Here is a 13,960-nt window from a genome sequence, read left to right on the forward strand (position 1 = left end):
GTGGGAACCGGCCCACCTGCTGCCGTCCCTGCTGGGGAGGAGCGCGGTGTGCGCGGTGTCGACGTCATTGTCGGAACGTAACTCCCCGGTCGGACACGGTGCCGGATCGTTGAGCTCTGTCACTCACTTGATGACTGCTCGCTGCCAGACTCATCGGCGTGTGGCAGGGCACCATCACCGACGACGACGACGACGACGGCGAGGCCGCGGCACGCAGGCGTCGAAGCGACATCCCGGCCCGCCGGCTCACCGCGCTGGGCCCTGACGGTGAAGCTCTTGAGGTTGTTCATGCACCCCATGAGGGGTCGTCCAACCACGAGTTCTTTCCTGTTCGAGAGATCAAGCCATGCGACTTCGACGTCTGCCCGATCTGCCTCTCGCCCGGCCCTGACACCCTCGAACACCTCCCACCGGCCGGGCTCGGCGGTGTTCCGATGACCCGGACGTGCGCGCGGTGCAACCACGGCTTCGGTCGCATCGAGGCCGAGCTGATCGACTGGCGCGATGACGCCCTCCGTCTGACCTCAGTCACCGCTGAGGGCATCGTCGGCGCTCGCCGGCTTCCGCGAATCCTGCACAGGCAGACCCCCACCGGGGAGTTCGTTCTGCTGGTCGACGGACCGCTGCACCCTGAAGCCGAACCTATGCTCCAGGGGTCGGGGTTCTCGCTGCTCATCACGCCTCCAGCGCCCCACCTGTACAAGCTCGCGGCGTTGAAGCAGGCATACCTCGCCGCCTCCCTGGATCTCACGACCATCCCGCAGACACCTGTGGCCGAAGCCGTGAGACGAGAGCTCATGGCCGCACGGAATGCGCCCTCGCGCCGGCACATCGTCTCCAGTGAGTTCGTGCGGTCGATGCCGATCATGCGCACCCACGAACATCCGCGCGGGTCGGCGGCGCTGCTAGGGGTCATCAACCAGGACGACGGGCGGGGTGCGTGGTGGATAGCGCTGGCTTCGACCATCGCGGTCCCGTGGCCGTTCCCAGACCTCCCTCCTGTCCTGTGACCAGCACCCGGTTCTGCTGCGAAGGCAGTCGTTGCTCGTTCACGTGGAGGCAGGTCCATGCCGGGTCGCCGTCCTGATGGCCACCCAGGCCGCTGCAGGTTGCGCCAGGATGAGGTGTGACTGACGGAGACACTTCGAGGTGGTCTGGACGCTTCTGGCTTGCGGACGCGCCGGAGGTCACGGCCGGTGGCTGGTTGGATGCTTCCACGCGATGGCCGACCGCGGACCTCGCTGAGGCTCTCACCTCTCCGTACCGACGAACGGAGGCCACCCAACAACCAAACGGCTCCTGGATGATCACCGCGGACAGCGCTGATGATGACGTTCAGCCAGCGACCTTCACCGTCCATGGCTTCCTCCGCGGCACTGAGGGCCGAGTCACACTGGTCGACGCTGAGAACACCGGCCGCAACATGACGTTGAACGTGCTGGCCGACCGGGGCAGTGAGCGGCTCATCGCTCGGTATGCCGTCTTGGGTGACCACCTCGATGGCCCACACGCTCGCTTCAAGCGGGTGCAGTTCCGTCTCAAGCATCTGGACGCCTGGGCTCAGCTCAGGGAGGGCTTGAGCGTCCGGTTCGCCGAGCACGGCAGTCACGCCCAGATGAACTACGCCGGAGCTGAACCCCAGACCGCGGCGACCATCACTACGCCAGGCAGCCTGACTCTCGATGCGACATTCAGACTTCCGCCACCGAGCGTGGTGGAAGTGCGATTCATCCAACGCGCATTCCTCATGTGGGAGAGCTCTGCAGACGGGCTCTCGGTTGACCAGCTATGGGCGAGAGTGCTCGACCCAGTCAGGTCATTGCTCACCATCGCGTCTGGCGACGACTGTCCGGTCACCACCATGCACGTACAGGTCGAGGGCGGCAGGTGGCTACGGGTGCTGCACCCAGGGATCGACAACTCACCGGACGAACTGCGCAGCGGACGCGACATGGTCCTCACCGCACCCGCCCTGTCCCTCAGCGACGTGGCCACGTGGCTCGACCAGGTCGACAGGCTCAGCCCGGTCCCGCAACTCGTCGCCGGTCACGTCGCCCGTGAACGAGACCAGGTGGTGGAAAGCCAGGTCCTCGAGCTGGCAGCCGCTGCCGAAGGCCTCCACCGACGGCTTGAGCCAGACGAGCGGGTCATGACCGATGAGCAGGCGCGGCAGATTCGAAGCGCATGTCTGGCGGCCGTCCCCCCAGATTCCCGTCAGATGGTCGCTAACCGCCTCGGACAACTTGCAGATCCGACGTTCCGGCAACGGCTCGCGCTCCTGGCCGACCGATTGGGGAACGCAGCTGCCGACATCACCGGTGTCACGAGTCTTTGGACCAGGTATGTCGCAGAGGCACGCAATGGCTTCGCCCACATGCTTGACCCGAGACGGGAGACCGACGTCGAGCACAGCATCGTTCTCCGTGACTCACTGCGGTGGATGCTCACCATCGTTCTCCTCGCCCAGGCTGGCGTCTCGATGGAGACGATCATGCGGCGAGTGAGCGGCCGGCAGGACTACCAGTTCTTCCTACGCAGGGCGTCGGCCTGGTTGCCGGGGGTGTATGCCGGGCGGTCGGATGAGGATGCGTGACGGACCAACTCCAGCACCGTCAGACGCCGCTTCGGCCTTCTCCTGGTTGGTCGCCTCTGTCAAGCCTCATCGTGCCGTGATGGTGTTCAACGGGACCGAGCGTGGCGCGTCTCTCCCGATCTTCGAGTTCTCGGGACTCGCAGTTGGCCACGAGGAGAGCTGGTGCATTCGAGGTCGAGACGGGCGAGAGGCCCGATTGTCCGGGACGGCGACAGCGCGCGGTCAGCGGGCACCGACGACGGCGCGGGTGCGTCGCGCGGTGGCGATGGGGGCGGCGTCCACCGCTCGCCAGTTCCTCACGGAGAAGGCGGCGACAGACACCACCGCCAATCCGGCAGCCAGCAGCAAGCCGTGACCGACGGCCGCCTCGGCGAGGGTGTCCAGCGGGTTGTCCGGCAGGAGCCCGGTTCGCTCGGCGAGCCACAGCGCGGCCAGGACGGCTGCGATCCCTGCTCCGGCCACCCGCACGCCGGGGTAGAGGCGAGTCCGACTCAGCACGAGCAGCGAAGGAATGATCAGGGCCACCACGATCAACTGGGTGATCTCGATGCCCAGGTTGAATCCCAGCAACTGCACCACCAGGGCCGATCGTGCCAGGCCCAGGTCCTGGATGACCGCGGCGAAGGCGAGGCCGTGCACCAGTCCGAAGCCGGCGGCGATGACCGTTTCACCTCCAGGGACCAGTGGCTTGATGGCGTGCACGGCCGAGGCCAGGATGCTGAGCGCGATCAAGCTCTCCACCAGAGGGCTGTTGATGTGCACGTAGCCGAGCGCTGCCAACGCGAGGGTGATCGAGTGCCCTACGGCGAAGGCCGAGACGACGTGCACGACCCGCACGCAGCTCCGGGTCAGGCCCGTCCGCCGCACCCACCGCCCACGCGCTGCTGCCAACGGCGCGGGCAGGAGCAGGGTGAGCAGGAACAGCAGATGGTCCGCACCCCCGGAGATGTGCTCGATCCCCAGATGCACGGCGGTGCTGAAGCCCGCACCGACGCCCGTCGCGCCCGAGCCGGCCGTGCTCCCGGGAGCGAACCCGTCGATGGGGAGCTCGTGGTTCTGCCAGGTGATCAGGCCCACCGTGGTGTAGTCGGCGGCGCCTTCCGTGCGCGCTGACACCAGGATCTGGTGCGACAGCAGGTGCTCGACGACGGCGTCGTAGCTGAAGGTGAAGTCAGCGGTCCGGCCGGTCGACGGGGTGAGCGTGAGCTGCAGGACCAGGTGGTCGACGCCGTCGATGGATTCGATGACGCCGCCGGAGATCTCGCTCGACCAGGCTTCCCCGTCGGCCCCCACGGCGGCCGTGTGCCGGGAGACGTACGCGCGCAGGTCGGCGAGCTCTGCGGGGACGATCGCTGCCTGCGAGGTCAAGGTGGGATCGCTCAACGCCAGTGCCAGCCGGTCCACGGGCAGCTGCAGCTCCCCGGTCACTGACCCGGACCCGACGTCGAGCAGGACCGCGGTGGTGCTCAAGGGGTGGGCAGAGGCCTGGCCGGCCCCGCCCACCCCCAGGAGCGCGAACAGGACACCGCAGGCTGCCACCACGAGGGCGCGTCGCCGGCGACGGGGGGAGCGAACTGGCCGTCGGCCCCCAAGGGCGGTGGGTGTCGCTGTCCGCATCGTCTCAGCCCGCGATGTTCGAGCTGCCGTAGTCGTTGTTCTTGTCGCGGTAGACCGAGTGGTAGTGGATGTCGGGGGTCGACTGGCTGCGGGTGTTGATGAACTCGATCCAGACGCTCGGCCCGTCGATGCGCAGGTAGCTGTTCTCGTCGGTCGGCCCGGTGTTGTTCGACCAGCCGATCGTTGTCTGGTCCAGCTCGGCGGTGTACTGCGCCATGGTCGCCTGGGCCGCCTCGGTGCTCAGGTCACCGACGTAGGCCTGCAGCACGGCAAGGACCTCCTGCTGCTGGTCGGCGTCCAGCTCGGAGACGGCCAGCCCCTCGGTCTCGGGGAACTGGCCGTTGTCCATGCCCGGGCCCATGACCAGGTCGTCGAACGTGCCCGATGTGATCTCCGCCGCTGTTCGCTGGTCGTCGGTGAGGCCGTCGAACAACGAGAAGAACGCGGTCGACTCGGCTTCGAGTGGCTCGTACTCGGTTCCGTCCGCGGTGAACGTCGTCGGCTCGGTGCCCACGAACTGCGGGGTCTGGCTGACCGAGTCCCCGTTGTAGGTCAGGTTCCGCGCCAGGTGGTGGCCGCCGAACTGGACGGTGAACGGCTCGGTCGTGGAGGGGGTGCCGTAGATGGCGATCGAGTAGTCGACCAAGGATCCGAACCCGTCGGCGCCTTGCCCGCCGAGGCTGTTGAGGTAGTCGTCGGCGGTCTGGATGTCCTGGTCCTGGGTGGCTCCTGCGGTGCTCAGTGCGGTGGTCAGGATGGCCAGCGCGGCCTGCTGCTGCTCCTCGGTGAGGTCCCCGAGGACGACGCCTTCGCGCGGTACGGCCGTCTGCGGGAAGTTGGACCACGTCGTCCGGGCCTGCGTGTCGTCGAAGTCGTAGGAGACGGTGTCGGCGGTGTCGGCGTCCAGCGTGGCCAGGAAGGCCTCCACGACCGGGACGACCGCCGCGGTGTTGGCGCTGCCTGCGCTGACGCCGTCGGTGTCGAGGTCGACGGCGGTGAAGGTCTGGCCGACCCCTCCGCCGCCCCCGCCGGGTCCACCGCCCCCCGGGCCCCCGAAACCTTCTGACGCGCTGGCACTGGCCGTGCTGGTCGAGGACGTCGAGTCACTGGAGCAGGCCGTGACGGTCATCGCGGTTGCCACGAGGGCACCGCCGGCGATCAGTGTGTACTTGCGCATGTGCGGGGCGACCTCATCAACGGGTGGACTGGTCGCTCCAGGATGTCCAGGCCGTCACCGCCTGTCGTCGTCCCGATGCAGGTTGTCTGAGCACCACGTACCGCGCCCGCAGTAGACCGCGGAGACGCCACTGGAGGGCCACGAGCCCGGCGGCCTCACGTGGGTGGATCCACGAGCCGGCACGACCGGATGCGTTGCCCTGCAACAGCGGGTCAACTGGTGGGGCTGTCGCCCGACCACGCCGCGCCGATCAGCCTTCGGACCCCCTCACGGGTCACCGGGCGGGGGTTGGCGTAAGGATTTCCGACGACGAGGTCGGCGATCCGGTCGATGTCGGCCTCGATCATCCCGAGGTCAGCGAGCGAGCGCGGTGCGCCGAGGTCGCCGGCCAGGTCCCACAGGGCGCGGGCTGGGGCGGGTCCCAGGCCGAGTGCGGTGACCGCGTCGGGGGCAGCGGGGGTGTTGTACGCGAGGGCGTGCGGGAGCACGACGGTGTGCGTGGGCGCGTGCGGCAGGTCGAGGGTGCCGCCGAGGGCGTGGCAGAGCTTGTGGTGCAGCGACATCGTGGTGGCACCCAGGACCGCCCCGCACAGCCAGGCGCCGTACTGCGCGTCGCCGCGGGCGTCGAGGTCGACCGGGTCGGCCACGATCCGGGGGAGGGCACCGAGCAGTGCACGGGCTCCCTCGGCGGCCATCAGCGACACGACCGGGGTGGCGTCGGGGGCGTACAGGCCCTCGACGGCGTGGGCGACCGCGTTGAACCCGGACGTCACGGTCATCGGCACCGGCAGGGTCAGGGTCAGCTCGGGGTCGTACACGACCGACACCGGCAGCACGCGGGGGTCGCGGCCGGTCTTCTTCACGCCGTCGGCGGTCAGCCCCCAGACCGGGGTCATCTCCGAGCCTGCGTAGGTGGTGGGCACCGCGATAACCGGCAGGCCGTGCTCGAGCGCGATGGCCTTGCCCAGCCCCACGGCCGACCCGCCGCCGACCGCGACGCAGCCGTCGGCCCCCAGCTCGGCGGCCAGGGCCTGCGCCCGGTGGGCCACCTCGACGGGGACGTGCATCCGGGCCTCGGCCAGCACCCCGGCGGACCGGTCACCCAACGCCGCGGCGACCTGGTGCCCGGTGGCCTCCTGCTCGGGGGAGCACAGCACCAGCACCCTGGTCAGCCCGAGGGCGGCGACCTCCTCGGGCAGCCGGGCCAGCGACCCGGGGCCGAACACGACCCGCATGGGCAGGGCGGCGTAGGTGAAGGCCCTCATGCCGGCAGCAGCGAGAGGTCGAAGGCGAGGGTGCGGAAAGGGTTGGCCAACCCGACCTCGGCCGCCCGGGCCGCGTCGTCGACCTCGGGGGTGTCGCGCACCAGGGAGTCCTTGACCCCGAAGACGGCGTCGGAGTCCAGGTAGGGGGAGTCGGCGACGAAGACGTGCGTGGTGACGGTGCGGTAGCCGTCGGCGGCGGCGATGAAGTGCAGGTGGGCGGGCCGGTTGGGGTGACGGCCGGTGGCGGCCAGCAGCTTCCCGACCGGGCCGTCGTCCGGGATCGGGTAGTAGCGGGGGACCACCGACCGGAACCAGAACCGGCCGTCGGCGTCGGTGGTGAAGATCCCGCGCAGGTTGCCCTGCGGCTGCAGGTCGGGCTGCTGGACGTCGTAGAAGCCGTCCTCGTTGGTCTGCCAGACGTCGACCGTCGCCCCGGCCAGGGGTGCGCCGTCGGGGCCGGTGACCTGGCCCGACACCAGGCAGGGGGTGCCCTTGCCGTCCAGGGCGATGTCGTCCCCGAGCTGCCGGACCGGGGAGGCGACCATGTGGAAGGGGCCCAGCACGGTGGACTCGGTCGCGGTGCCGCCGGTGCGGTGGTTGATGGTCTCGACCAGCATCGAGACGCCCAGGACGTCGGAGAGCAGGATGAACTCCTGCCGGGTCGGAGTGCAGGTCTGGCCGGTGTCAGTGAGGAACCCGATCGCGGTCTCCCACTCGGCCTCGGTGAGCTCGACGTCCTTGACGAAGTCGTGCAGGTGCCTCACCAACGAGGTGAGCACCTGCCGCAACCGCGGGTCAGAGGTTCCGGCGAAGCTCTCGGCGACGACCTCGGCCGAGTACTCCTCGGAGAACAGCTGGGACATGGGGCCTCCTCGGCCTCGTGGGGTCAGGGGGTCAGAGTCAGCTGCGGGGCAGCTCGACGCACGCGCCGCCCGCCTGCTCGGAGCGGTAACAGGCATCGATGAGGCGAGCCACGGCCAGTGCCTCGGACACCGGTGAGACCGGCGCCGAGCCGGCTCGGATGGCCTCGACGAAGCCCTGCATCTCGGGTCGGAAGTTCGAGATGTTCTCCAGCTCGGGCAGTTCGGAGAACTTGTTGGCCTCGGTCCGCGCGAACGGCGGGGTGAAGTGGCTCTCGGTCCACTCGGTCCAGCCGTGCCGGTAGCCGGGACGCGGCTCGTCGACGTAGACGCGCAACCGCTGCGGGAGGATGCCGATCTCGAGCATGCCGTTGGTGCCGTAGACCGAGATGCGGGAGCTCTCGAACCACTCCAGGTGGTCGTGGGTGTCGAAGCTGAACGTCATCGAGACGTCGGGGTAGTTGAGCAGCACCGCCGCGGAGTCCTCGCGGCTCGTGGCGTCGGACAGCTTGCTCGACTTGCGGACCCGGGCGTTGACGCTCTCCGGCGCACCGAACATGGACACCAGTGCGTCGAGCACGTGGCAGCCGATGATCCAGAGGGCACCACCCATGTCGGCCGGCTGGTTCAGGTGAGCGGTGAGGTGCTCACCGACGAGGGCAGCGCCGCGAGCGGAGACGGACACGACCTCGCCGATCACCCCGGCCTCGATCAGCTGTCGAGCCTCGATCACCGTCCCCGCGAGCTGCACGTTGTAGCCGACCTGCACGACCCGGTCGCTGGCTGCGCTCAACCGGGCCAGCTTCTCCAGGTCGGCCAGCCGGCCACCCCCGGGCTTCTCCACCAGCACCGCCTTGCCGGCAGCCAGAGCTCGCTCGGCGTGCGGAACCATGTCGACGCTCTTGGAGTGGACCAGCACCGCGTCGATCCCGTCGTCGCCGAGCAGGTCCTCGATCGTGGTCGGGGCCAGGTCGTACTTGTCGGTGAAGTAGGTGAGCCGGTCGTCGGTGTCGGCCGCGCAGCGGACCTCCACCCCGTCGATCTCGCGCAGGGCACGGACCCGGGAGGACGCGTGCGGGTGGGTGATGCCGAGCAGACCGACCACAACGGCGTTGGACATCGCGAAACCTCTTTTCTCGGGCGGTCGGGCAAGCCGTGCGCACCGGCACGGATCCCGGGTCGGGATCCCGCCCCGGCTGACTGATGCCGCCGAGTCGGGACGGACCGTACGACGCGATCTCGAGTTTTGGCAAACGTTTGCTGTCGGCCGTCGTCGAGCGTCGAGAAAAGCTGTGCGCGGTCCTTGACAGCGGTGGCAAACGATTGTGAGCATGCCCACTGCAAACCTTTGCCAGGCCCGCCCGGGATGACCGGGGGGCCGTCCAGCCCACCCTGCCGGCGCCAGCCGCGGAGCACGGACATAGGAGTCCACGTTGACGATCGCGAAGAAGAGCTCGGTGGTCCTGGTGGCCGCGGCCCTCACCCTCACCGGCTGCGGGAGCAGTGGGGGGAGCGGTGAGGGGGGCGATGGGTCAGCCTCCGGGCCGGTGTTCCTGCTGCTGCCGAACACCCAGACGACCCGCTTCGAGGAGCGGGATGCCCCGCTGTTCCAGCAGTTCATGGAGCAGTACTCGCCCGGCACCGAGGTGATCGTGCGCAATGCCGAAGGCGACCCGGACAAGCAGCAGGACCAGGTCAACGACGCCATCACCCAGGGCGCCTCGGCGATCGTGCTCGTGTCGGCCGACGCGAACCTCGCCTCCGGTTCGCTCGCGCTGGCGGAGCAGGCCCAGGTCCCGGTGGTCCTCTACGACCACGACGCGAAGGACGGCACCGCGGCCGCACAGGTCGTCTTCGACTCACGGGAGGTCGGCAAGGAGCAGGGGGACCGCGCCGCCGAGCTGATCTCCGCCATGCCCGACGGTGTCGTCAAGGTGGCCAGGATCAAGGGCAACCCCGGTGAGTACGGCACCGAGCAGTACCAGCTCGGCCAGGACGAAGCCCTGCAGCCGCTGATCGACAGCGGCCGGGTCGAGGTGGTCTGCGACCAGAACATCACCAACTGGGACCCGGTCGAGGGGCAGTCGTTCATGGAGGACTGCCTGACCTCCAACGACAACGACATCGACCTGGTCGTCAGCATGAACGACGGTCTGGCCGGTGCGGCCATCGCGGCCCTCACCACGCAGAACCTGCAGGGCGTGGTCCCGGTGACCGGCGGCCAGGACGCCAACGTCGAAGCGCTGCAGTACATCATCCAGGGCTACCAGGACAACACGGTCTTCAAGGACCTCAGCCAGGAGGCCGACGCCGCTGCCCAGATCGTGGCAGCCCTGGTCGCCGGCGACGAGGTCCCGGCCGACCTCATCAACGGCACCGTCGACAACGGAGCCATGGAGGTCCCCGCCGCCTTCCTGTCGGTGGAGAACGTGACGATCGACAACATCCAGGACGTCGTGGACGCCGACACCTGGACCTGGGACGAGATCTGCCAGGGCATCGAGTCGACCGACCTCTGCGCGGCCAACCTCTGACGCGGTCGGGCGGGGGCCGCACCCGGCCCCCGCCCGCAGCGAGCTCACCCCTCGCCGGTTCCGGACCCCGTCCGGCGGCGACCCACCCAGGAAGAGGAACCATGACCACCGCACAGGCGGATCACGCCTCCGCCGGCCCGACCGGCGCAGGACCGATCCTCGAGCTCCGTGGCATCAGCAAGACCTTCGGAGGCGTCCACGCCCTGGCCGACGTCGACCTCGCGATCCACCCCGGCGAAGTGGTCGGACTGGTCGGCGACAACGGAGCCGGCAAGTCGACCCTGGTCAAGACGATGTCGGGGATCCTCCGCCCCGACGGCGGGGAGATCCGGTTCAAGGGCTCCCGCGTCGAGATGGACGGCCCGAACGCCGCCAAGAAGCTGGGTATCCAGACCGTCTACCAGGACCTTGCGCTGTGCGACAACCTGGACGCCGTCCAGAACCTGTTCCTGGGCCGCGAACTCACCGGCCCCAGGTTCCTGGGCTCGCGCATCAAGCGGGCCGAGTCCGAGTCCCGTGCTCGGGAGGTCCTGCGCAAGCTGCGACTGGACAGCATCTCCTTGACCAGGCCGGTCGGGGCCATGTCCGGCGGACAGCGCCAGAACATCGCGATCGCCCGGTCCATCCTCTGGACGCCCGAGGTCGTGCTGTTCGACGAACCCACGGCTGCCCTCAGCCACACCGCCGCCGAGCAGGTCGGCAAGCTCATCCGCCAGCTGGCCGACGACGGCCTGGGGGTGCTGGTCATCTCGCACGACATCCACCAGTTCGTCGTCGAGGCCACCGACCGCATCGTGGTCATGCGGCTGGGTCGGGTGGCCGCGGAGTTCCGGTCCGCGGACGTCACCGGAGAACAGGTCGTCAACGCCATGGTCGGCGGCAACAAGGGAGTGAACTCGGCGCGATGAGCACCCACCACAGCACGCAGTCCCCGACGGCCACCGCCGTCGCCACCACGCCGGACCCGCCGGCCGATCCGGCGGCGACGCCGTCGCCGCGGCTCACGCCGCGCAGGAGGTTGGCCGAACTCCTGGCCGGCGACCTGCGGGCCCTGCCCGTTGTCGCCGGGCTGACAGTCCTGGTCCTGATCTTCTCGCTGCAGAGCCCCTTCTTCCTCTCCAGCAGGAACCTGTCCAACCTGCTCGTGCAGGCCGTCGTCACCGGGATCATCGCCCTGGGCCTGGTCTTCGTGCTGCTGCTCGGCGAGATCGACCTGTCGGTAGCCGCCATCAGCGGGGTCTGCTCGGTGCTGATGGCCAAGCTGATGGCCGAAGCGGGCATGAGCAGCGTGCTCGCCGTCGTGGTCGCCGTCGTCCTCGGCGCGGTGATCGGTGCCTTCACCGGTTCCTGGGCCACCCGCTTCCTGGTGCCGACGTTCGTCGTCACCCTGGGCCTGGGGCTGATCCTCAACGGCGTCCAGCTGCAGCTGCTCCCGCGCACCGGGCGCTACAACCTGCTCGGGACAGGCATCGAGGACATCGCCGGGTCCTACGTCACCGGCGCGGCCAGCTGGCTGCTCGTGGTCCTCGCCGTCGTGGTCGTGGCCGGGCTCAAGCTGACCCATCACCAGCGGAAGGCGTCGCACGGCATCGACTCCTCCGTGGTGAAGAACGTCGTCCTGCCCGTTGCCGTCACGGCCGTGGCAGGCGTGCTCGTCGTATCCGTGCTGGACGCCAACGCAGGCATCCCCACGCCGGTCGTCATCTTCGGCGTGCTGCTGGCCATCACCAGCTACATCCTGACCGAGACCCGGTTCGGGCTGTCGCTGTACGCCGTCGGCGGGAACGCCGAAGCGGCCCTCCGCTCGGGCATCAAGGTCAACCGGGTCAAGATCGCGGCCTTCGCCCTGGCCGGGGGCCTCGCCGCCCTGGCCGGCATCATCGCCGCGTCCCGCCTGCTCGGGGTGTCGGTGTCCTCCGGTGGCGGCATCGGCGGCGGCGCTCTGCTGCTCAACGCCATCGCCGCCGCGGTCATCGGGGGAGTGTCGCTGTTCGGTGGCAGGGGGCGGGCGTCCTCGGCCCTGCTGGGTGCGCTCATCATCGCCACCGTGGGCAACGGGCTCAACCTGCTGGGCGTCTCCACCGACGTCCAGCTGCTGGTCACCGGCGCCCTGCTGGTGCTGGCCGTCACCGTCGACCGCAGCGTCGAGCGACTTTCCGGGAGTGTTGGACGATGAGCAGTGCCCTCGACCTCGACGAGACCGCCGGCTGCGTGACCGCCGTCGGGCAGGCGAGCACCGCCTGGGCGGGCCAGATCGCCGAGGCGGTGGCCGATCTCCGTGACGGAGCGTGGGTCCTGGTCCTCGACACCGGCCCGGACGCCGGGTTGCAGGCCGACTCCTGGGTCGACCAGGTCGAGCAGCCCTCCCGGGACCTGCTGGACCAGTTGGCCCGGCGAGGACGGTCCGCCCAGCCGGGCTCGATCACCGTGCTCGTCCGGCACGGCGACCTCACCGAACCCCTGGCGGTGTCCCTCGTCGCGGCCGTCCGCGGCACGGTCGGGACGGCGGCCCTCGAGTACGCAACGCACGACATCCGGGTCAACACCGTCCTGGTGAGCGGGACGACCACCGAGCGCGACATCGCCCGCACCGTCGACTACCTCTCCGACGACGAGGCGGCCGGTTCGGTCACCGGCGCCACGTTCGACCTCGCGAACGGGACGCAGCCGAAGCCGTCGCCCGCCGAGGCGCAGCCCGTGCTCGTCACCGGAGCAGCCGGTGGACTCGGCAGGGCAGCTGCCGAGGCCTTCGTCGCGGCGGGGCGATCTGTCGTCCTCACCGACCGACCCGGCCCGGCGCTGGACGCCGTCGCCGAGGCCCTCGGTGCACCCGCGATCGCCTGCGACGTCGTCTCGCCGGAGTCCGTCGCCGCGCTGGCCGGCCACGCCGAGCTGACCGGCGGGATCTCGGCGCTCGTCGTGCACCACGGCGTCGGGGGGTCGGGGTCCCTGGCGCACATGGACCGGGCGATCCGCGATCGTTCGCTGACGGTCAACGGCACCGGCGTGTGGAACCTCGTCACCGGTCTGGACGGACTGCTGACCCTGGGCGGGCCCGGCTCGGTCGTCGTGCTGTCCAGTCAGGCCGGCCTCGGCGCGGAGCCGGGCAACGGGCCCTACTGCGCAGCCAAGTTCGCCGTCGTCGGGCTGGTCCGCGCCCTTGCCGCACAGACCACGGGCAGCGGCGTCCGGGTGCACTCGCTGTGCCCGGGTCCAGTGGACACCCCCCTCATGCGGGAGGCCTTCGCGGCCATGGCCGACGCCGCCGGCGTCACCGCGGACGAGTACATGGCGCAGCGGCTCGCCGGGATCCCGCTGGGCCGCGTCGGCACCACCGGCCAGATCGGTGCTGCTGCCCGCTACCTGGTCGACCTGGACGCCAGCGGTGTGGTGCTGGCGTCCACCGGCGGCGCCGTCCTCACCTGACCACCCCGACCATCCACCGAGGAGCAACCGTGCAGCACATCATCACCGCCGACGTCCCCGCCGTCCTCGAGCACGACGACACCGTGGCCAGCTACTTCATGCTCCCCATGGAGTCGATGCGCGAGGCCACCCAGGGTTCGCACCTGCAGTTCGTCAACGAGTTCACCGTGGACCCGCTCAAGGCGATCGAGCCCCACTTCCACGACTCGCACGAGTTCTACTACGTGCTCTCGGGTCGGGGCACCATGCGGGTGGGCACCGACGTCTACGTCGTCACCCCCGGCGACCTGGTGCACACCCCGCCGAACGTGCCCCACTCGATCTTCGCTCACCACAGCGGTGTTCGATGCCTGGCCTTCGCGGTCAGCTTCGCGGAGAAGGGGCAGCCGGCCCACACCCCGGTGCACTTCGACGACTGGCCGCCGCCGCCTCCCACCCCCTCGACGTCCCAGGTCTCGCAGCCCTCGGAGGCCAGTAGGGTGCCGTGA

The 13,960-nt window shown here is 69.7% G+C and carries 12 protein-coding genes; 7 read left to right on the top strand and 5 right to left on the bottom strand.

Annotation, left to right across the window (positions count from 1 at the left end; translation table 11 throughout):
* The first annotated feature begins 158 nt into the window (after positions 1 to 158).
* The gene (locus tag BLS67_RS05485; protein WP_091241139.1) at positions 159 to 1,010 is read left to right on the top strand and encodes a hypothetical protein; all 852 of its coding nucleotides are present in this window, start codon (positions 159 to 161) and stop codon (positions 1,008 to 1,010) included.
* Positions 1,011 to 1,126: 116 nt separating this feature from the next.
* Complete coding sequence (locus BLS67_RS05490) at positions 1,127 to 2,593, top strand: ApeA N-terminal domain 1-containing protein (RefSeq protein ID WP_242653847.1); 1,467 nt, start codon at positions 1,127 to 1,129, stop codon at positions 2,591 to 2,593.
* A gap of 222 nt (positions 2,594 to 2,815) precedes the next feature.
* Here the strand turns inward: BLS67_RS05490 and BLS67_RS05495 are convergent, their stop codons facing one another.
* The 5 genes from BLS67_RS05495 to BLS67_RS05515 form a co-directional block, all read right to left on the bottom strand.
* The gene (locus BLS67_RS05495; protein WP_207500326.1) at positions 2,816 to 4,021 is read right to left on the bottom strand and encodes a HupE/UreJ family protein; all 1,206 of its coding nucleotides are present in this window, start codon (positions 4,019 to 4,021) and stop codon (positions 2,816 to 2,818) included.
* A 193-nt stretch (positions 4,022 to 4,214) separates the two neighbouring features.
* Positions 4,215 to 5,387 (bottom strand): DUF3500 domain-containing protein, encoded by a 1,173-nt coding sequence (locus BLS67_RS05500; RefSeq protein WP_207500328.1) that lies wholly within the window; start codon positions 5,385 to 5,387, stop codon positions 4,215 to 4,217.
* Positions 5,388 to 5,599: 212 nt separating this feature from the next.
* Positions 5,600 to 6,652, bottom strand: coding sequence for a maleylacetate reductase (locus tag BLS67_RS05505; RefSeq protein ID WP_091241146.1), 1,053 nt, complete (start codon positions 6,650 to 6,652; stop codon positions 5,600 to 5,602).
* Positions 6,649 to 7,515, bottom strand: coding sequence for an intradiol ring-cleavage dioxygenase (locus BLS67_RS05510; protein WP_091241150.1), 867 nt, complete (start codon positions 7,513 to 7,515; stop codon positions 6,649 to 6,651). Before BLS67_RS05510 ends, BLS67_RS05505 begins: the two co-directional genes overlap by 4 nt.
* A gap of 37 nt (positions 7,516 to 7,552) precedes the next feature.
* A complete protein-coding gene (locus BLS67_RS05515) occupies positions 7,553 to 8,632 on the bottom strand; it encodes a Gfo/Idh/MocA family protein (protein WP_091241153.1) in 1,080 nt (359 codons plus the stop codon).
* Between the two features lie 427 nt (positions 8,633 to 9,059).
* Here BLS67_RS05515 and BLS67_RS05520 point away from each other — a divergent pair, with 427 nt between their 5' ends.
* The 5 genes from BLS67_RS05520 (at position 9,060) to BLS67_RS05540 (ending at position 13,960) form a co-directional block, all read left to right on the top strand.
* Complete coding sequence (locus BLS67_RS05520) at positions 9,060 to 10,046, top strand: substrate-binding domain-containing protein (protein ID WP_207500330.1); 987 nt, start codon at positions 9,060 to 9,062, stop codon at positions 10,044 to 10,046.
* A 101-nt stretch (positions 10,047 to 10,147) separates the two neighbouring features.
* Complete coding sequence (locus BLS67_RS05525) at positions 10,148 to 10,954, top strand: ATP-binding cassette domain-containing protein (RefSeq protein WP_091241156.1); 807 nt, start codon at positions 10,148 to 10,150, stop codon at positions 10,952 to 10,954.
* Positions 10,951 to 12,222 carry an ABC transporter permease subunit gene (locus BLS67_RS05530; RefSeq protein WP_091241158.1) on the top strand — a complete coding sequence of 424 codons (1,272 nt, stop codon included), beginning with the start codon at positions 10,951 to 10,953 and terminating at the stop codon, positions 12,220 to 12,222. Before BLS67_RS05525 ends, BLS67_RS05530 begins: the two co-directional genes overlap by 4 nt.
* On the top strand, positions 12,219 to 13,472 hold the full coding sequence (locus BLS67_RS05535; RefSeq protein WP_091241161.1) for an SDR family NAD(P)-dependent oxidoreductase: 1,254 nt from the start codon (positions 12,219 to 12,221) through the stop codon (positions 13,470 to 13,472). The genes BLS67_RS05530 and BLS67_RS05535 overlap by 4 nt, the downstream gene beginning before the upstream one ends.
* A 29-nt stretch (positions 13,473 to 13,501) precedes the next feature.
* The gene (locus tag BLS67_RS05540) at positions 13,502 to 13,960 is read left to right on the top strand and encodes a cupin domain-containing protein (RefSeq protein ID WP_091241166.1); all 459 of its coding nucleotides are present in this window, start codon (positions 13,502 to 13,504) and stop codon (positions 13,958 to 13,960) included.

Origin of the sequence: Klenkia soli, assembly GCF_900103975.1 — a bacterium.
Lineage (GTDB): Bacteria > Actinomycetota > Actinomycetes > Mycobacteriales > Geodermatophilaceae > Klenkia > Klenkia soli.